Raw genomic sequence first — 16,449 nt, forward strand, 5'->3', positions numbered from 1 at the left:
TCGGGGCGGGCCGTCCGGCCCGCCCCCGAAGGACACGTTCACTCCTGGCCGAGGATCACTCCTCGACGGTCAGCCCCTTGCGCAGCCGCACCAGCGTCCGCGACAGCAGACGCGAGACGTGCATCTGCGAGATGCCGAGCTCTTCGCCGATCTCCGACTGGGTCAGGCCGGCGACGAACCGCAGGGACAGGATCTTCCGGTCGCGCGGCGGGAGTTCGGCTATCAGCGGCTTCAACGACTCGACGTACTCGATGCCTTCGAGTCCGTGGTCCTCGTAGCCGATGCGGTCCGCGAGCGCGCCCTCGGAGTCGTCCTCCTCCGGCTGGGCGTCCAGCGAGGAGGCGGTGTAGGCGTTCGACGCGGCCATGCCCTCGACGACCTCGTCGTTGGAGAGGCCGAGCCGCTCGGCCAGCTCGGCCACCGTGGGGGCGCGGTCGAGCTTCTGGGCCAGTTCGTCCCCGGCCTTGGCCAGGTCGAGCCGCAGCTCCTGCAGCCGCCGCGGAACGCGCACGGACCACGAGGTGTCGCGGAAGAAGCGCTTGATCTCGCCGACGATGGTCGGCATCGCGAACGTGGGGAACTCCACACCGCGGGACAGCTCGAAGCGGTCGATCGCCTTGATCAGGCCGATGGTGCCGACCTGGATGATGTCCTCCATGGGCTCGCTGCGGGAGCGGAACCGGGAGGCGGCGAACTTGACCAGCGCGAGGTTCAGTTCGACGAGCGTGTTGCGGACGTACGAGTACTCGTGGGTCCCTTCCTCCAGCGTCTCCAGACGCTCGAAGAGGGTCTTGGACAGGGCCCGGGCGTCGACCGCGTCGACCTTCTCGTACGGGGGGATGTCCGGAAGTCCGGCGAGGAGGTCGTCCGGTGTGACGAGCATCTCGACCTGCTCGATGGGATCCAGATGTTCCGGAGGGGGTGTCGACGTCGCTTTTTGGGTACGCGATGCGTCGAGCCGGGGTGACATGATGTCCTCCATCGTTCTCGGCATATGGCTGCCGGAGCCGTTAGGTGCACTGCGGTGTGCGGCGCCTCCAAAGCCGGCCGTGTCGGTTACGTGTCCTTACTAGGCCTACCCGCTTTCCTGAGCCCACCGCAAGTGCGTTCTGTGGGCATATGTCCGTTTGTGTGTAGTTGTTCGGGTGTCGAAGCGTGCTGGGAAGGCGTAGTGTTCGAGGTCGTCAGCAACCACCTGGACGTCGGGAGAGAGAGACGGCATGGACCGCGGGACGGTCGGCAGCGCACAGTCTGGCCGGCTTCTGGTGGAGGTGCGGGAAGAGGGCTCCAGCGCCGTCGTGACCCCGGCGGGTGAGTTGGATCACCACACCGCCGATCTGTTGCGTGAGCCACTCGAAGACTGCCTCGCCAAGGGATTCAAGCGCCTGGTCATCGATTGCGCGCGCCTGGAGTTCTGCGACTCCACGGGACTCAATGTGCTCCTCGGGGCGCGGCTGAAGGCGGAGGCCGCCGGTGGCGGCGTCTCGCTCGCCGGTATGCAGCCGGTGGTGGCACGCGTGTTCGAGATCACGGGTGCGGATGCGGTCTTCAGCGTCCACGACTCGCTCGAGGCGGCCCTGGCCGACGAGTCGGGCTGACCGGCGGTGCGTCGGTGCGCGGTGCCTCGGCCACCCCTCTGTGACCGGTGTCCCAGCCCCGTCACGTCTTTCGTGCCGAATACATGGGTGTTCAGTCGGTCCGCCAGGGCAGGAGACATCCTGAACCTGTCGGTCACCAGGGTGGCGGGGGCGCCGCGAAACCGACGTGCCGCGCGCTGCGTGACTGACTGTGTAGTGAATTTTTTGAATCGTGAACTGGTGAATCGGTGAGGTGAAGCGCTGATGAGCACCACCCGGCCTTACCCGCCGGGCGACCGCGGGCCGGAGCCCAGCGGCGCTTCCGGGGCGTCCGAGGGTGGCGTAGCGGCGGCCGGTGCGTCCGGCGAGGGCGTGGACGCGCCGTCCGGAGCCGCGGCGCCGCCGGGGGGCGGGCAGGTGCGCCGGCTGAGCTTCGACGACGAGAGCGGCGTGGTTCCGCTGGCCCGCGACTTCACGCGCCAGGCGCTGTACGCGTGGGGCTGGCTGCCCGCCGCCTCGGCCGACCAGCGAGCCGCCGCCGAGGATGTGCTGCTGGTCGTCTCCGAGCTGGTCACCAACGCCTGCCTGCACGCCGAGGGGCCGGACCAGCTGCGGATCACCTGCGACAACAAGGTGATCCGTGTCGAGGTCGCGGACCGGGGCACCGGTCAGCCGGCCCCCCGAACCCCGCACCGCGCGGGGCGCCCGGGCGGTCATGGCATGTTCATCGTCCAGCGTCTGTGCCTGGACTGGGGCGTCGTCCGTACGCCGGGGGTCTCCGGCAAGACGGTGTGGGCGGAACTGGGCGCACCTGCCTGATCCGGGAGTACCCGCCTGGTTCCCGGCCCGTGTGGCGCCTGGGGGTGCGTCCGAACGGGTGACCGCCCACGGGAAGCCCTCCACGGGAGGCCCCCCTCAGGAAGCCCCACGGGATCTCCGCCGCGCATCCCCTCATATGTCACTCACCGCACGCCGGATCGCCACAGATCCGGCGCGCACTGTGTCTTCCTTCCTCAAGGCCCCGGGCGTACCTTGACGGCCCTATCTGATATGCCGTCAGGAACAGGAAGGGGAGCGGCACCGTGTCGTACCGGAAACGAACCGCCGCGCTCGCGTCCGCCGCGGCCCTGGCCGGCTCGGCGGTGTGGATGGCCGCCCCCGTCGCCCGGGCCGAGGTCGTCGACGTCAACTACCAGTGCAAGACGCCGATCGGCGACAAGAGCGCCGTCTCGCCCATCGACATCAAGGGCGTCAAGAGCGGCAGCGGCTACCGGATCACCATGTCCTGGCAGAAGGGCGTCTCCTCCAGCCCGGTCGAACTGGGCAAGGGCGCGATGACGCCGAGCGCCACCATCGCCCTGGGCGGCGCCGACAGCGGCACCCTGTCGGTGACCGGCCCCGCCAACGACGCCGCGCTCCCGGCCAACACGCCCATCAAGATCAGCGACCTGAGCGGCACGTACACGCCGAAGAAGAGCGGCGAGGTCACCTTCACCGCCGGTGTGCTCACCATCAAGGCGCTCGGCACGACGACCACCTGCACCCCGACGAACGACCCGGGCCCGTCCCTCACCCTCGACGTCACGGCCGCGAGCGGCGGCGGCAGCACCGGCTCCGCCCAGGGCGGCGGCTCCGGCTCCGACACAGGCGCCGGACTTCCGCAGACCGGGCCCGAGGACTCGGCCGTCGCCCTCGGCACCCTCGGCGGCACCGTCCTGCTCGCCGGAGCCGCAGGTGCCCTGTGGCTGACGCGACGTCACCAGGGAGCACGGGCGGGCCGTTGACCGGGCGGCCCGCCTGACCGGTGCCGGCGCCCCGGGCCGCCTGAGCACCACCGGGTGTACGGCTGCCCGCCCCGCCCGGTCGGCAGCCGGCGCCCCGGGCCGCACCAAAGCCGCCGAGCGCCAGACCGTACGCCCGCCCCGTTCGGCCGCCCGGGGCGCCGACGCCGTACGCCCGCACCGTACGACCGCTGGAGCCGCCGATGCCGCCCGCCGTCCGTCTTCCGTATGTGCCGCTGCCGGTTCTGCTGGCGCTGCTGCTGGTCCTGGCGGGCGCCGGGCCCGTCGGGGCGGTGGACCGGCCCGTCGTCGAGTTGTCCAAGTCCCAGGCGGGGACGGGAGGTTCGATCACCGTCAGCGGCAGCGGCTGGCGGCCCCGCGCACTGCTGACGCTGCTCGTGTGCGGGCAGGCCGAGCCGAAGCGGGGCGTGGCCGGCGGCACCAACTCCTGTGCCAACGCCGACGGCCGGGCCGTCACCACCGATGCCGACGGGCGCTTCCGCCGCGAACTGCCCGTCGCGGAGCCGCCGGTGCCGTGCCCCTGCGTGGTGCACGTGGCGACCGTGACGGGAGCCGGGGCCGAGGCCGACGCGGCCCTCCAAGTCGCCGGGCACGCGGTGGAGCCGTTGCCCGCGGAAGCGGCCGGCGGACGGCTGTCCCTGCTCGCGGACACCCGGCTGCGGGGCTCCGGCGGTCTGCTCACCTGGTTCGGCTCCCCGCCCTCCCGGACCCTCGTGATCACCATCGGCAACGTCGGCACCTCGCCCGTGAAGAACCCGGTCTTCCAGGTCGGCACCTCGCACGGCGTGTTCGCCCCCGAATGGCAGGACCAGCGCTGGCGGGGCACGATCCGGCCCGGCGGCAAGGCCCGCATCGAGTTGCCCGTGGAGCTCGGGGCCGGGGCGCACGGCGACTACACCGTGTCGCTGAAGTACGGCGGCAAGGTGCTCGCCGAACACCCCTGGGGCGTGGGCCGGCCCTGGGGCGTGACCCTGTTCTGGGGCCTCGTCCTCCTGGTCGTACCGGTGGCGCTGCTGCGCGCGGGACTGGCCGTGATCGACCACGTACGACCGCGCCGCCCCGGCCACGCGGCCCGCCCGGCCCGCCGCCTGCGGCTGCCCGCCACCCGCCGGGCCGCGGCCCCGCCCTGGTTCGCCCCGGACGCCGACCCTCCGAGATCGACCCGGACATGAGGAAGGGCCGCCGCACCCCGGGGGGTGCGACGGCCCTTCTCTCAGAGTCAGGCGGCGGTGATCAGCGGACGTCGCCCATCATGGCCTTGACCTTCCTGCGGTACATGTACACCGCGAAGCCGGCGACCACGGCCAGCGCCGCCTCCAGCGCCACGAAGCCCGTCCGGTCGAGGTTGACCCCGCCGACGGCCGGGTTGGACAGCAGCGCGGTGACGGAGTCGCCCGCGGTGACCGCGAGGAACCAGACGCCCATCATCTGCGAGGCGTACTTCGCCGGCGCCATCTTCGTGGTCACGGACAGGCCCACCGGCGACAGCGTCAGCTCACCGACGGTCTGCACGAAGTAGATCGCGACCAGCCACATCGCCGCGGCCTTGTGACCGCCCTCCGCGATCGACAGCGGGGCGAGGAACAGGAAGAAGGACGCACCCACCAGCACCAGGCCGGAGGCGAACTTCACGATGGTGCTCGGCTCCTGCCCGCGCCGGTTCAGCCACAGCCACAGCCAGGCGAAGACGGGCGCCAGCGCCATGATCAGGACCGGGTTGACCGACTGGTACCACGAGACCGGGAACTCCCAGCCGAAGATCGTGTTGTCGGCGCTCTTCTCGGCGAACAGCGACAGGGTCGAACCACCCTGGTCGTAGATCATCCAGAACACGGCGGCGGCGACGAAGAACCAGATGTACGCCGACACCTTCGAGCGCTCGCCGGAGTCCAGGTCCTTGTCGCGCAGGATGCGGGTGATGACCAGGATCGGCACGATCAGGCCGAGCAGCGTCAGCGGGATCAGCGCCCAGTTCAGGGTGAAGTGGCCGGTGCCGCCCACCAAGCCGTAGAAGACCACGGCGACGGCCAGCCAGATCAGGCCCTTGCGCAGGGTGGCGGCCTTCTCGGCGGGCGACAGCGGGGTCGGGACTACGCTGCTCTTCGCGTCCAGGTGGCGGCTGCCGAGCAGGAACTGGACGAGACCCAGTGCCATGCCGAGCGCGGCCAGCGCGAAGCCCAGGTGCCAGTCGACGCTCTCGCCGACGGTGCCGATGACCAGCGGCGCGATGAAGGCGCCGAGGTTGATGCCGATGTAGAAGACCGTGAAGCCGCCGTCGCGGCGCGGGTCCTCAGGACCGTCGTAGAGGTGGCCGACCATCGTGGAGATGTTGGCCTTCAGCAGACCGGAACCGATGGCGACCAGGCCCAGGCCGACGTAGAAGCTCGCGGCGGCGGGCAGCGCCAGGCACAGGTGGCCGAGCATGATGACCACGCCCGCGACGGCGACCGTCTTGCGGGGGCCGAGCACACGGTCGGCGAACCAGCCGCCGGGCAGGGTGAGCAGGTACACGAGCGACAGGTAGACGGCGTAGATCGCCGTCGCCGTGCCCGCGCTGAGGTGCAGGCCACCCGGGGCGACCAGGTACAGCGGGAGCAGGGCCCTCATGCCGTAGTAGGAGAAACGCTCCCACATCTCGGTCATGAACAGAGTGGCCAGTCCGCGGGGGTGGCCGAAGAAGGTCTTCTCGGAACCGGGGGTGCCCGGTCGGGCCGAGTCCTTCGTCAGGCTGGACGCCATGGTCGTTCCTTGCTGCTCGGGACGCGCCCCGCGGCAGCGGTGGTGCGCCCGGTGGGGGCTGCCGGCACCGGTGGGTACGTCCGTCCGCCCGACGCCTACGGGGGTCCGCTCCGGGGCACGGAGCGGTGGGCGGTCGCCACCGGGATCCACGCCTCTACGCGCGTCGCCGCACTACGAGGCCCGGCCACAGTCGTTCACGTCGGGGGCCGGCGGGAACCGGCCCGCACACAAAAGAGACCCTCAGGGCAAACAGCCTCCGAAGGTCGCCGTGGTGCTACAGGCGTCGATTCACCATACGGCAGGACACCGCCGCATATGGAAGGACTTGAGACACGGATCACAGGTGTCGGGGGAACTGCACACACCGTTTCCAAGGTCCTTACCAGGATCGCACCCCACAGCCTGAGGTTCGTACGTCTACCCCCGGTACGTAAGAACCGGGTATGGCAACGGTAAGAATCAAGGATTCCGGTCACACCCCAGCTCAGGGCGTCGCAGGTCTACCATCACCTCATGACCCGTGTACTGCTCGCCGAGGACGATGCGTCCATCTCGGAGCCGCTGGCCCGCGCCTTGCGCCGGGAGGGCTACGAGGTCGAGGTCCGCGAGGACGGACCCACCGCTCTCGACGCCGGACTGCAGGGCGGCGTCGACCTGGTCGTGCTCGACCTCGGTCTGCCCGGCATGGACGGTCTGGAGGTGGCCCGCCGCCTGCGTGGCGAAGGCCACGCCATCCCGATCCTCATCCTGACCGCGCGCGCCGACGAGGTGGACACCGTCGTCGGGCTCGACGCGGGCGCCGACGACTACGTCACCAAGCCGTTCCGGCTCGCCGAGCTGCTCGCGCGAGTGCGGGCCCTGCTCCGGCGCGGCGCCGCCGAGCCGCAGCAGCCGCCCGCCACGCACGGCGTGCGCATCGACGTCGAGTCGCACCGCGCCTGGATGGGCGAGGAGGAGCTCCAGCTCACCGCCAAGGAGTTCGACCTGCTGCGGGTGCTGGTGCGCGACGCGGGCCGGGTGGTCACCCGCGACCAGCTGATGCGGGAGGTCTGGGACACGACCTGGTGGTCGTCGACCAAGACCCTCGACATGCACATCTCCTGGCTGCGCAAGAAGCTCGGTGACGACGCGGCCAATCCCCGCTACATCGCCACCGTGCGCGGTGTGGGTTTCCGTTTCGAGAAGAGCTGAGCCGCGAGGCGGGCTCGGGTAACAGGACATGCGTCGCCGACTGATCCAGTCCACGCTCGCCGTGGTGCTCGTCGTGATCGCCGTCTTCGGCGTCTCCCTCGTCATCGTCGAGACCCGGACGATCAGCAACAGCGCCCAGGAGCGGGTGGAGTCCGAGGCGGTCCGCCTCGCCAGCATCGTCGACAGCCGGCTCTTCGGGTCGCAGCAGGTCGACGCGGAGGTGCTGCGCGAACAGGTCACGCAGGACCGCTACTACGCGGTGATCCGCCTCCCCGGGGAGTCGCCCATCGAGGTCGGCAAGAAGCCCGTCGGGGACGTCATCAGCGCGACCGCGCCCGGTGAGGAGGGCGAGACGGTCACCGTTCAGGAGCCGCGCTCCTCGGTGACCCGTGAGGTCGGCCGGACGCTGCTGATCATCGCGCTGGTGGCGCTGCTCGCGGTGGTGGCCGCGGTGCTGCTGGCCGTCCGCCAGGCGAACCGGCTGGCGTCGCCGCTGACCGACCTCGCGGAGACGGCCGAGCGGCTCGGCTCGGGCGATCCGCGGCCCCGGCACAAGCGGTACGGGGTGCCCGAGCTGGACCGGGTGGCGGACGTGCTGGACGGCTCCGCCGAGCGCATCGCCCGCATGCTGACCGCCGAACGCCGGCTGGCCGCGGACGCCTCCCACCAGCTGCGCACCCCGCTCACGGCGCTGTCGATGCGGCTGGAGGAGATCACCCTCACGGACGACCCGGACACGGTGAAGGAGGAGGCGACGATCGCGCTGACGCAGGTCGAGCGGCTCACGGACGTCGTGGAGCGGCTGCTGACGAACTCCCGCGATCCTCGCACCGGCTCCGCCGTCTCCTTCGACCTCGACGAGGTCATCCAGCAGCAGCTCGCCGAGTGGCGGCCGGCGTACCGCAGCGCGGGGCGGGCGATCGTCAGCTCCGGCAAACGGCATCTGCGGGCGGTGGGCACGCCCGGCGCGGTCGCGCAGGTCCTGGCCGCGCTGATCGAGAACTCCCTCATGCACGGCGGCGGCACGGTGGCCCTGCGCACCCGCGTCACCGGCAACCAGGCGGTCATCGAGGTCACGGACGAGGGCCCGGGCGTCCCCGCCGACCTCGGCGCCCGCATCTTCGAACGGGCGATCAGCGGCCGCAACTCCACGGGCATCGGCCTGGCGGTGGCCCGCGACCTGGCGGAGGCCGACGGCGGCCGCCTGGAAATGCTCCAGACCAAGCCCCCGATCTTCGGCCTGTTCCTGTCCCGCACGCCCTTGCAGAAGAACGTGGACGACGACGGGGAGCCGACGGTCCGCTAGGGCCGCGCCACCTGCTGCTTCGTCTTCGCGGAGCCGGTCGGCTCGGTCGGCAGGACCGGGGACGGGGGCGCCGCCGTTTCGCGGGTGGGGAGGGCGCGGAAGACCCAGGAGCGGTAGGACCAGAAGCGGAACAGGGTCGCGATGCCGATGCCCACGAACTTGAAGACGTTGTTCTGCAGCGGGGTGTCCCAGCCGAAGCCGTAGGTGGCCGTGTACAGGACGCCGTTCTCGATGACCAGGCCGATCGCGCTGAACAGCAGGAAGAGGGTCATCTCACGCGTGCGGCGGCTCTTGTCGCGGTCGCGGTACGTGAAGTAGCGGAAGCCGACGTAGTTGAAGACGATCGCGACGACGGTCGCGATCACGCTCGCGCGCACCACCTGGAGGTCGGTGGTGTGCCGCACCAGGTTGAAGACGGCGAGGTTGACCAGCACCCCGACACCGCCCACCGCACCGAATTTGGCGACTTCGCGGACGAGCCGTCGGAGCCGAGAGGCACCATGTCCCATGGTCGTGCAGGCCCCCGTCCGTTCGTCGGCGTCAACCCAGCCATGCTAACCACCCTCCCGCGCGATCTTCCTGCGGATACCGGTGGACGGCCGGAGATGGTCCGGGCAGGGCCGGGGAGGGACGGGAAACCGGCCACTCTGGCGCGGCCGATACCCTGGGGGCGTGACGTTCCCGGTAGTCGGCATGGTCGGCGGTGGCCAGCTCGCTCGTATGACACACGAGGCGGGCATCCCGCTGGGCATCAGGTTCAAGCTCCTCAGTGACACCCCGCAGGACTCCGCTGCGCAGGTCGTGAGCGATGTCGTCGTCGGCGACTATCGCGATCTCGACACGCTGCGCGAGTTCGCCCGTGGGTGCGATGTGATCACCTTCGATCACGAACACGTACCCACCGAGCACCTCAGGGCTCTGGAGGCGGACGGCATCCCCGTGCGCCCCGGCCCCGACGCGCTCGTGCACGCCCAGGACAAGGGGGTGATGCGTGCGAAGCTCGACGCGATCGGTGTGCCCTGCCCCCGGCACCGGATCGTGAGCGACCCGCAGGACGTGGCCGCCTTCGCGGCCGAGGGCGACGGGTTCCCGGTCGTCCTCAAGACCGTCCGCGGGGGCTACGACGGCAAGGGCGTGTGGGTCGTCGACTCCGTCGAGGAGGCCGCCGACCCCTTCAAGGCCGGTGTGCCCGTCCTCGCCGAGGAGAAGGTCGACTTCCTGCGCGAGCTCGCCGCCAACGTGGTCCGCTCCCCGCACGGCCAGGCCGTGGCCTACCCGGTCGTGGAGTCCCGCCAGGTGAACGGCGTCTGCGACACGGTCGTCGCCCCGGCGCCCGACCTCGACGAGGCCCTCGCCCTGGAGGCCTCCGAGATGGCGCTGAACATCGCCAAGGAACTCGGCGTCGTCGGCCACCTCGCCGTCGAGCTGTTCCAGACCCGCGACGGCCGCATCCTCGTCAACGAGCTCGCGATGCGCCCGCACAACTCCGGCCACTGGTCGATGGACGGCGCCGTCACCAGCCAGTTCGCCAACCACGTCCGGGCGGTCCTGGACCTGCCCCTCGGCGACCCGCGCCCGCGTGCCCCGTGGACGGTCATGGTCAACGTCCTCGGCGGCGACTACCCGGACATGTACTCCGCGTACCTGCACTGCATGGCCCGCGACCCCCAGCTCAAGATCCACATGTACGGCAAGGACGTGAAGCCCGGTCGCAAGGTCGGTCACGTCAACACCTACGGCGACGACCTGGACGACGTGCTGGAGCGCGCCCGTCACGCAGCCGGCTACCTGAGAGGCACCATCACCGAATGAGCCCTGTTGTTGGCATCGTCATGGGGTCGGACTCCGACTGGCCCGTCATGGAGGCCGCCGCCAAGGCCCTCGACGAGTTCGAGATCGCCTACGAGGTCGACGTCGTCTCCGCGCACCGCATGCCGCGGGAGATGGTCGCCTACGGCGAGCAGGCCGACGGCCGCGGGCTCAAGGTGATCATCGCCGGGGCGGGCGGCGCCGCCCACCTGCCCGGCATGCTCGCCTCCGTGACCCCGCTGCCGGTCATCGGCGTGCCCGTGCCGCTGAAGTACCTCGACGGCATGGACAGCCTCCTGTCGATCGTGCAGATGCCGGCCGGCGTCCCCGTCGCCACGGTCTCCGTCGCCGGTGCCCGCAACGCCGGTCTCCTGGCGGCCCGCATCCTCGCCGCGCACGACGAGGAACTGCGCGGCCGGATGCGCGAGTTCCAGCAGGAGCTGAACGACCAGGCCACCGAGAAGGGCAAGCGCCTGCGCTCCAAGGTCGAGGGCTCGGGCGGCTTCGGCTTCGGCGCGGGGAAGTGACGACGATGGCCTCCCAGGAGGCAGCCCGGGAACTCCTGAGCGAGTTCCCGGTCGTCGACGGCCACAACGACCTGCCCTGGGCGCTGCGCGAGCAGGTCCGCTACGACCTCGACGCGCGGGACATCGCCGCCGACCAGAGCGCCCATCTGCACACCGACATCCCCCGGCTGCGCGCGGGCGGGGTCGGCGCGCAGTACTGGTCGGTGTACGTCCGCACGGACTCGCCCGACCCGGTCGCGGCCACCCTCGAACAGATCGACTGCGTACGGCAGTTGCTGACCCGCCATCCCGAGGACCTGCGTCCCGCGCTCACCGCGGCCGACATGGAGGCCGCGCGCGGGGAGGGCCGTATCGCCTCGCTCATGGGCGCGGAGGGCGGTCACTCCATCGCCAACTCCCTGGGCACCCTGCGCGGCTTGTACGGGCTCGGCGTGCGCTACCTCACGCTCACCCACAACGACAACGTCGACTGGGCGGACTCCGCGACCGACGAGCCGAAGGCCGGTGGCCTGACCGCGTTCGGCCGTGAGGTCGTCCGGGAGATGAACCGGCTCGGCATGCTCGTCGACCTCTCCCACGTGGCGGCGACGACCATGCGGGACGCGCTCGACGCGAGCTCCGCCCCGGTGATCTTCTCCCACTCCTCGGCCCGGGCCGTGTGCGACCACCCGCGCAACATCCCGGACGACGTCCTTCAGCGGCTGCCCGCCAACGGCGGTGTCGCGATGGTGACGTTCGTGCCCAAGTTCGTGCTCCAGGCGGCCGTGGACTGGACGGCCGCGGCCGACGAGAACATGCGCGCCCACGGGTTCCACCACCTCGACACCACAGCGGAGGCGATGAAGGTCCACCGGGCCTTCGAGGAGCGGCTCCCGCGCCCCGTCGCGACGGTGTCGACGGTCGCCGACCACCTGGACCACATGCGCGAGGCGGCCGGCATCGACCACCTCGGCATCGGCGGCGACTACGACGGCACGGCCTTCACCCCCGACGGCCTCGCCGACGTCTCCGGTTACCCGAACCTCCTCGCGGAACTGCTGGAGCGCGGCTGGTCCAAGGCCGATCTGGCCAAGCTGACCTGGAAGAACGCGGTCCGGGTGCTGGACGCGGCGGAGGACGTGGCCCGCGGGCTTCAGGCGACGCGGCCGCCGTCCAACGCCACGATCGAGTCGCTGGACGCGTCCGCCGGCTGATCGCCGAGGGCGGGGTAGTCGGTGTAGCCGGTCGCCCCGCCCACGTACATGAAGTACCGGTCGCGCACCTCGTTCAGGGGCGCCCCGAGCCGCAGCCGTGTCACCAGGTCGGGATTGGCGAGGAAGGGCCGGCCGAGCGCGATCAGATCGGCCCCGGCCGCCAGCAGAGCCTCGGAGGCCCGGTGCACGCCTTCGGTGGAGATCTCCCGCAGCACGGGGTTGGCGACGATCACGCCGGGCCACGTGGCGCGCACCTTCCGGAACACCGGGGTTTCCGGGTCGGCGTACCCCAGGTGCAGATAGGCGAGCCCCAGACCGCCGAGCCGCTCGGCGAGCGCCGGGTAGAGCTCCTCCGTCTCGCCCTCCGCGATGCCGTTGACGGTGTTCCCGGGGGAGACCCTGAGGCCGACGCGCCCGGCGCCGATCCCGGCGGCCACGGCCTCGGTCACCTCGGCCGTGAACCGGATCCGGGCCGCGATCGATCCGCCGTAACCGTCGGTGCGGAGGTTGGTGTTCGCGGCCAGGAACTGGTGCAGGAGGTGGCCGTTGGCGGAGTGCACCTCCACCCCCTCGAATCCGGCGTCGACCGCGTTCCGGGCGGCCTGCGCGAAGTCGGCGACGGTGGACCGGATGTCCTCGGCGGTCATCTCCCTCGGCACCACGGACGGCCGGTGACCCTCCGGCGTGAAGATCGTCTCGGGGAGCGGGACGGGCGAGGGCGCGAGGGGCGTCAGCCCGCTGGTCGCCGGGTGTCCGACCCGGCCGCCGTGCTGGAGCTGGAGGAACATCCGGCCGCCCGCGTCCCGCACCGCGTCCGTGACCTGCCGCCAGCCGGCCACGTGCGCCGGGCTGTGGACGGCGGTGATGTTCGGATACGTCTGCCCGACCGCGTTCGGCGTCGCGGCCTCGGCGATGATGAGTCCGGCCGAGGCGCGCTGGGCGTAGTAGGTGGCCATGAGGGGGGTCGGCGTGCCGTCGGCCTCGGCCCTGTTGCGGGTCAGGGGCGCCATCACCAGACGGTTGGGCAGGTCCAGCCCGGGGAGACGAGCCGGTTCGAAGAGTGCTGTCGTGTGCTGCGTCATGCCCTTAAGCTAGAACCTGACACCCATGTCAGATTCAAGTCCGGGGGTGGCACGTGCGGATCGGTGAACTGGCCCGGCGTACCAACGTGAGCGAGCGGTCGCTGCGCTACTACGAGAAGCAGGGCATGCTCTCCGCCGAGCGGACCCCCGGCGGGCACCGGGAGTACCCGGAGGCGGCCGTGGACCGGGTCATCCGGATCCAGGAGCTGTTCGCGGCGGGACTGTGCAGCGAGAAGATCGTCCAGTTGCTGCCCTGCATGCGGGACACCGACGGCGGCCCCTCCGTCGTCGCCACGCCGAAGCTGGTCGCCGACCTCACCGCCGAGCGCGCCCGCATCGACCGGATGATCGCCGACCTGGTCCGCTCCCGGGAGACCCTGGACGAGGTGATCGAGGCGGCCCGGCTGTCCTGAGGGCCCGTGTGCGAGGCCGGCGCCGTACTCCGAACGCCCCGCCCACCAGGAACCGCTCCCCGCTCCGTGCGACGGTGACCGTACCTCACGAACGACCGTACGGAGCCGCCATGGCAGACCTCCAGGACGACCTGCGCCCCACCGCCGCGGCCGCCGGCGAGTTCGACGAGCTGGCCGAGCCGTACCCCGACGAGGGCGTCGTCACGGCGGAGTCCTACGAGCCCGTCTCCGACCCGGACGACGCGCCCATGACCCGGGCCCGCGCCATCCTCGCCGCGCACCCCGTCGCCGACGGCTACAACGGACTGCCCTGGGCGCTCAAGCGCCTGTCCTGGTACGACCTGGAGGACGGCGAGAGCACCGTCGACACGGATGTGCCCCGGCTGCGCAGCGGCCATGTGGGCGCGCTGTTCTGGTCGTTGCACCTGCCGGAGGGCCTCGACGGCGACCGGGCCGTCGGCGCCACCCTGGAGCAGCTGGACCTGGCGAAGACGGTCGTCCGGACCTGTGAGCAGGGCCTGCGGCCGGCCTGCACGGCCGGGCAGGTGGCGGACGCCCGCAACTGCGGCCGCGTCGCCGTGCTCCTCGGCCCCGCCGGCGCCCCGGCCCTGGGCGACTCGCTCGGCATCCTGCGCCAGCTGCACCTGCTCGGCCTGCGCGTCCTCACGCTGACCGGGGTGTCCTGGGCGAGCGAGGCGGGGCTGACCCGGTTCGGCGAGGAGGTCGTGCGCGAGATGAACCGCCTCGGCGTGATCGCGGACCTCTGCGGCGCCTCCACCCAGACCCTGCGCCGCGTCCTGAGCCTCTCCCGGGCACCGGTGCTGTGCAGCCGCTCCGCGGCCCGGAGCCTGCGCCCCCACCCGGCCAACCTCCCCGACGACCTGCTGGCGGAGCTGGGCGCGGCCAAGGGGCTGTGCCTGGTGCCGCTGACCGCCGAGCAGACCGGCCCGACCGTCCGCGACGTCGCCGACCACCTCGACCACATCCGCGCCGTGGCCGGAGCACACGGCGTCGGACTGTCCGGCACCTACGACTCCGGGGCCGCACACCCGCAGGAGCTCGGCGACACGTCCTGCTATCCGCGGCTGATCGCCGAGCTGCTGCGGCGCGGCTGGGAGGAGGCCGACGTGGCGCTGCTGACCTGGGGCAACGTCCAGCGCGTCCTGCGCGGCGCCGACTTCACGGCCCGCGCCGCCCAGCAGCGCCGCGAGCCGTCGACGGCGACGATCTCGGAGCTGGACGGGTAGCGGACCCGCCGGCCGGACCGGTTCAGGCTGCACCCGGCCGGATCAGGCCCGCAGCGGGCCGATCAGGCGTGCACCGGACCGGATCAGGCGTGTTCGATCCGGCACAGGCAGAACGGATGCCCCGCCGGGTCGGCGTAGACGCGGAAGTCCTTCTTCTCGTCGTCCTCCTTGTCCAGCACCCGTGCGCCCAGCGCCAGCACCCGTTCCTCGGCCGCGTCGATCTCGTCCCAGGTGGACCCGGCGTCGAAGTCCAGGTGGAACTGCTGGGCGTTGCGGTCGGCCCGCGGCCACTCCGGCGGGGTGTGGCCGGGGGAGCGCTGGAAGGCGAGCCGGGGCCCGCCGGGGATGCGCAGCACCACCCAGTCGGGGTCGTCGTCCTCCGGCGTGCCGCCGCCGACCCGCGCGTAGAAGCGGGCCAGCTCGCGGGGGTCGGGGCAGTCGACGACCACGGAACGGAAACGTGCCACGGCGGACATGGGGCCTCCCGGTGTCAGCAGGCGCAGAGGCAGAACGGGTGCCCGGCCGGGTCGGCGTAAACCCGGAAGGTCCGCTCCCGGTCCTCGGCGTCCAGCGGCTTGGCCCCGAGCGCGAGCACGCCCTTCTCGGCCGCGTCCAGGTCGTCCACCACGAGGTCGAGGTGGAACTGCTGCGAGCCGTCGGGCGACGGCCACTGCGGCGGTACGTGGCCGGGAGCGGCCTGGAAGGCCAGCGGTGTGCCGCCCGGCACCTTCAGGTCGACCCACACGTCCTCTCCGTCGGTCTCCACCGTCGGCGTGCCGCCGAGCACCTCGGCGTAGAAACCGGCCAGTGCCTGCGGGTCGGGACAGTCCAGGACGACGACACCCAGTTTGGCGAGAGCCATGACCTACTCCTCGAAGTCGCGGTTGCCTTCACTGTTACCCGTAAAGGCGGGTTACCAGTAACCGTTACTGCATGCTCCCCCATGGGCGGTAACCTCGCAAGGGGAAATCCGAGAGGTACGGTCCAGCCATGACGGAGAGATCGCCCGCGCCCGGCGGCCTGGCCCTGGTCGAGGCCCTGGTGAACACGCTGGACATCGAATCGGGCGCGGACGCGCTGGACACGGCGGAGGGCCGGACGCGCTTCGCGATCACCGGGGACGAGGGGGCCGAGCAGGCCCGGGCCCTGCGCGAGTCCCTGCGCGCGGTTCTGCTCGCGCACGCCGGCCACCCGCCGCACCGCGCGGTGCCCCCGCTCGGCGACCTCCTGATCTCGGCCCCCCTGGTCGTCACGGTCGACCCGGCGGACGGCTCGGCCGCCCTCGTCCCCGCCGACGCCGGTTCCCTCCACGCGCGCGTGGCCGCCGCGGTCGCCGAGTCCCTGGTCGCCGGCACCTGGACCCGCCTCAAGGCCTGCGAGGCCGCCGACTGCCACTGGGCCTACTACGACCGCAGCCCGGCAGGCCGCGGCCGCTGGTGCTCGATGCAGGTCTGCGGCGCCCGGGCGAAGATGCGCCGGTACCGGGCCAAGGACGCACAGGGCACCGCGCGCCCCGGCCCGGTGGTGCAGAATGCAGAAGACGCCGGTTCGGCCGACTGAGCC

At 71.7% G+C, this 16,449-nt stretch carries 18 protein-coding genes; 12 read left to right on the forward strand and 6 right to left on the reverse strand.

Annotation, left to right across the window (positions count from 1 at the left end; genetic code table 11):
- Positions 1 to 55: 55 nt before the first annotated feature.
- Positions 56 to 982, reverse strand: coding sequence for an RNA polymerase sigma factor SigF (locus tag AB0G20_RS19295; RefSeq protein ID WP_361303656.1), 927 nt, complete (start codon positions 980 to 982; stop codon positions 56 to 58).
- A gap of 238 nt (positions 983 to 1,220) precedes the next feature.
- Here AB0G20_RS19295 and AB0G20_RS19300 point away from each other — a divergent pair, with 238 nt between their 5' ends.
- The 4 genes from AB0G20_RS19300 (at position 1,221) to AB0G20_RS19315 (ending at position 4,551) form a co-directional block, all read left to right on the forward strand.
- The gene (locus AB0G20_RS19300; protein WP_031102780.1) at positions 1,221 to 1,598 is read left to right on the forward strand and encodes an STAS domain-containing protein; all 378 of its coding nucleotides are present in this window, start codon (positions 1,221 to 1,223) and stop codon (positions 1,596 to 1,598) included.
- 243 nt (positions 1,599 to 1,841) lie between these two features.
- On the forward strand, positions 1,842 to 2,396 hold the full coding sequence (locus tag AB0G20_RS19305; protein ID WP_361303659.1) for an ATP-binding protein: 555 nt from the start codon (positions 1,842 to 1,844) through the stop codon (positions 2,394 to 2,396).
- 263 nt (positions 2,397 to 2,659) lie between these two features.
- Positions 2,660 to 3,361 carry an LPXTG cell wall anchor domain-containing protein gene (locus tag AB0G20_RS19310; RefSeq protein ID WP_361303662.1) on the forward strand — a complete coding sequence of 234 codons (702 nt, stop codon included), beginning with the start codon at positions 2,660 to 2,662 and terminating at the stop codon, positions 3,359 to 3,361.
- A 200-nt stretch (positions 3,362 to 3,561) separates the two neighbouring features.
- A complete protein-coding gene (locus AB0G20_RS19315) occupies positions 3,562 to 4,551 on the forward strand; it encodes a hypothetical protein (protein WP_361303665.1) in 990 nt (329 codons plus the stop codon).
- 61 nt (positions 4,552 to 4,612) lie between these two features.
- On the opposite strand, the gene AB0G20_RS19320 is transcribed toward AB0G20_RS19315, so the two are convergent.
- On the reverse strand, positions 4,613 to 6,118 hold the full coding sequence (locus tag AB0G20_RS19320) for an oligopeptide:H+ symporter (RefSeq protein ID WP_361303668.1): 1,506 nt from the start codon (positions 6,116 to 6,118) through the stop codon (positions 4,613 to 4,615).
- Positions 6,119 to 6,631: 513 nt separating this feature from the next.
- Here AB0G20_RS19320 and AB0G20_RS19325 point away from each other — a divergent pair.
- Positions 6,632 to 7,309, forward strand: coding sequence for a response regulator transcription factor (locus AB0G20_RS19325; RefSeq protein WP_345662418.1), 678 nt, complete (start codon positions 6,632 to 6,634; stop codon positions 7,307 to 7,309).
- A 28-nt stretch (positions 7,310 to 7,337) separates the two neighbouring features.
- Entirely contained in the window at positions 7,338 to 8,615 is a 1,278-nt protein-coding gene (locus AB0G20_RS19330) for an ATP-binding protein (protein ID WP_361303672.1), read from the forward strand.
- On the opposite strand, the gene AB0G20_RS19335 is transcribed toward AB0G20_RS19330, so the two are convergent.
- The gene (locus tag AB0G20_RS19335) at positions 8,612 to 9,124 is read right to left on the reverse strand and encodes a GtrA family protein (protein WP_361303675.1); all 513 of its coding nucleotides are present in this window, start codon (positions 9,122 to 9,124) and stop codon (positions 8,612 to 8,614) included. The two genes, AB0G20_RS19330 and AB0G20_RS19335, sit on opposite strands and share 4 nt — an antisense overlap.
- Positions 9,125 to 9,287: 163 nt before the next feature.
- Between AB0G20_RS19335 and AB0G20_RS19340 the strand changes: the two genes are divergently transcribed.
- Genes AB0G20_RS19340 through AB0G20_RS19350 form a run of 3 tightly spaced genes read left to right on the forward strand, consistent with a single transcriptional unit; the run spans position 9,288 to position 12,144 of the window.
- Positions 9,288 to 10,427 (forward strand): 5-(carboxyamino)imidazole ribonucleotide synthase, encoded by a 1,140-nt coding sequence (locus tag AB0G20_RS19340; protein WP_361303678.1) that lies wholly within the window; start codon positions 9,288 to 9,290, stop codon positions 10,425 to 10,427.
- Positions 10,424 to 10,951, forward strand: coding sequence for a 5-(carboxyamino)imidazole ribonucleotide mutase (gene purE / locus AB0G20_RS19345; RefSeq protein WP_078899324.1), 528 nt, complete (start codon positions 10,424 to 10,426; stop codon positions 10,949 to 10,951). The genes AB0G20_RS19340 and purE overlap by 4 nt, the downstream gene beginning before the upstream one ends.
- 5 nt (positions 10,952 to 10,956) lie before the next feature.
- The gene (locus AB0G20_RS19350; protein WP_361303682.1) at positions 10,957 to 12,144 is read left to right on the forward strand and encodes a dipeptidase; all 1,188 of its coding nucleotides are present in this window, start codon (positions 10,957 to 10,959) and stop codon (positions 12,142 to 12,144) included.
- On the opposite strand, the gene AB0G20_RS19355 is transcribed toward AB0G20_RS19350, so the two are convergent.
- The gene (locus tag AB0G20_RS19355) at positions 12,084 to 13,226 is read right to left on the reverse strand and encodes an alkene reductase (RefSeq protein ID WP_361303685.1); all 1,143 of its coding nucleotides are present in this window, start codon (positions 13,224 to 13,226) and stop codon (positions 12,084 to 12,086) included. The two genes, AB0G20_RS19350 and AB0G20_RS19355, sit on opposite strands and share 61 nt — an antisense overlap.
- A 53-nt stretch (positions 13,227 to 13,279) precedes the next feature.
- On the opposite strand from AB0G20_RS19355, the gene AB0G20_RS19360 reads away from it, so the two are divergent.
- Positions 13,280 to 13,639: a MerR family transcriptional regulator gene (locus tag AB0G20_RS19360; protein WP_361303688.1), complete on the forward strand. Its 360-nt coding sequence runs from the start codon at positions 13,280 to 13,282 to the stop codon at positions 13,637 to 13,639.
- Positions 13,640 to 13,749: 110 nt separating this feature from the next.
- Entirely contained in the window at positions 13,750 to 14,886 is a 1,137-nt protein-coding gene (locus AB0G20_RS19365) for a dipeptidase (protein WP_361303691.1), read from the forward strand.
- An 83-nt stretch (positions 14,887 to 14,969) separates the two neighbouring features.
- Here AB0G20_RS19365 and AB0G20_RS19370 read toward each other — a convergent pair whose 3' ends face one another.
- Together AB0G20_RS19370 and AB0G20_RS19375 are read right to left on the reverse strand one after the other, a co-directional pair.
- Positions 14,970 to 15,362, reverse strand: coding sequence for a VOC family protein (locus tag AB0G20_RS19370; protein WP_361303694.1), 393 nt, complete (start codon positions 15,360 to 15,362; stop codon positions 14,970 to 14,972).
- Between the two features lie 14 nt (positions 15,363 to 15,376).
- Complete coding sequence (locus AB0G20_RS19375) at positions 15,377 to 15,748, reverse strand: VOC family protein (RefSeq protein WP_361303697.1); 372 nt, start codon at positions 15,746 to 15,748, stop codon at positions 15,377 to 15,379.
- Between the two features lie 128 nt (positions 15,749 to 15,876).
- Between AB0G20_RS19375 and AB0G20_RS19380 the strand changes: the two genes are divergently transcribed.
- The gene (locus tag AB0G20_RS19380; RefSeq protein WP_361303700.1) at positions 15,877 to 16,446 is read left to right on the forward strand and encodes a CGNR zinc finger domain-containing protein; all 570 of its coding nucleotides are present in this window, start codon (positions 15,877 to 15,879) and stop codon (positions 16,444 to 16,446) included.
- Positions 16,447 to 16,449: the final 3 nt, after the last annotated feature.

Origin of the sequence: Streptomyces sp. NPDC024017 (genome assembly GCF_040638895.1) — a bacterium.
Taxonomy (GTDB): Bacteria; Actinomycetota; Actinomycetes; order Streptomycetales; family Streptomycetaceae; genus Streptomyces.

Excerpts from the sequence above, each read along its gene's own strand:
- AB0G20_RS19330 (WP_361303672.1), top strand. The coding sequence starts at position 7,338 with ATGCGTCGCCGACTGATCCAGTCCACGCTCGCCGTGGTGCTCGTCGTG.
- AB0G20_RS19320 (WP_361303668.1), bottom strand. The coding sequence starts at position 6,118 with ATGGCGTCCAGCCTGACGAAGGACTCGGCCCGACCGGGCACCCCCGGT.
- AB0G20_RS19380 (WP_361303700.1), top strand. The coding sequence starts at position 15,877 with ATGACGGAGAGATCGCCCGCGCCCGGCGGCCTGGCCCTGGTCGAGGCC.
- AB0G20_RS19325 (WP_345662418.1), top strand. The coding sequence starts at position 6,632 with ATGACCCGTGTACTGCTCGCCGAGGACGATGCGTCCATCTCGGAGCCG.
- AB0G20_RS19335 (WP_361303675.1), bottom strand. The coding sequence starts at position 9,124 with ATGGGACATGGTGCCTCTCGGCTCCGACGGCTCGTCCGCGAAGTCGCC.
- purE (WP_078899324.1), top strand. The coding sequence starts at position 10,424 with ATGAGCCCTGTTGTTGGCATCGTCATGGGGTCGGACTCCGACTGGCCC.
- AB0G20_RS19300 (WP_031102780.1), top strand. The coding sequence starts at position 1,221 with ATGGACCGCGGGACGGTCGGCAGCGCACAGTCTGGCCGGCTTCTGGTG.
- AB0G20_RS19370 (WP_361303694.1), bottom strand. The coding sequence starts at position 15,362 with ATGTCCGCCGTGGCACGTTTCCGTTCCGTGGTCGTCGACTGCCCCGAC.
- AB0G20_RS19295 (WP_361303656.1), bottom strand. The coding sequence starts at position 982 with ATGGAGGACATCATGTCACCCCGGCTCGACGCATCGCGTACCCAAAAA.
- AB0G20_RS19375 (WP_361303697.1), bottom strand. The coding sequence starts at position 15,748 with ATGGCTCTCGCCAAACTGGGTGTCGTCGTCCTGGACTGTCCCGACCCG.
- AB0G20_RS19365 (WP_361303691.1), top strand. The coding sequence starts at position 13,750 with ATGGCAGACCTCCAGGACGACCTGCGCCCCACCGCCGCGGCCGCCGGC.
- AB0G20_RS19305 (WP_361303659.1), top strand. The coding sequence starts at position 1,842 with ATGAGCACCACCCGGCCTTACCCGCCGGGCGACCGCGGGCCGGAGCCC.
- AB0G20_RS19315 (WP_361303665.1), top strand. The coding sequence starts at position 3,562 with ATGCCGCCCGCCGTCCGTCTTCCGTATGTGCCGCTGCCGGTTCTGCTG.
- AB0G20_RS19350 (WP_361303682.1), top strand. The coding sequence starts at position 10,957 with ATGGCCTCCCAGGAGGCAGCCCGGGAACTCCTGAGCGAGTTCCCGGTC.
- AB0G20_RS19355 (WP_361303685.1), bottom strand. The coding sequence starts at position 13,226 with ATGACGCAGCACACGACAGCACTCTTCGAACCGGCTCGTCTCCCCGGG.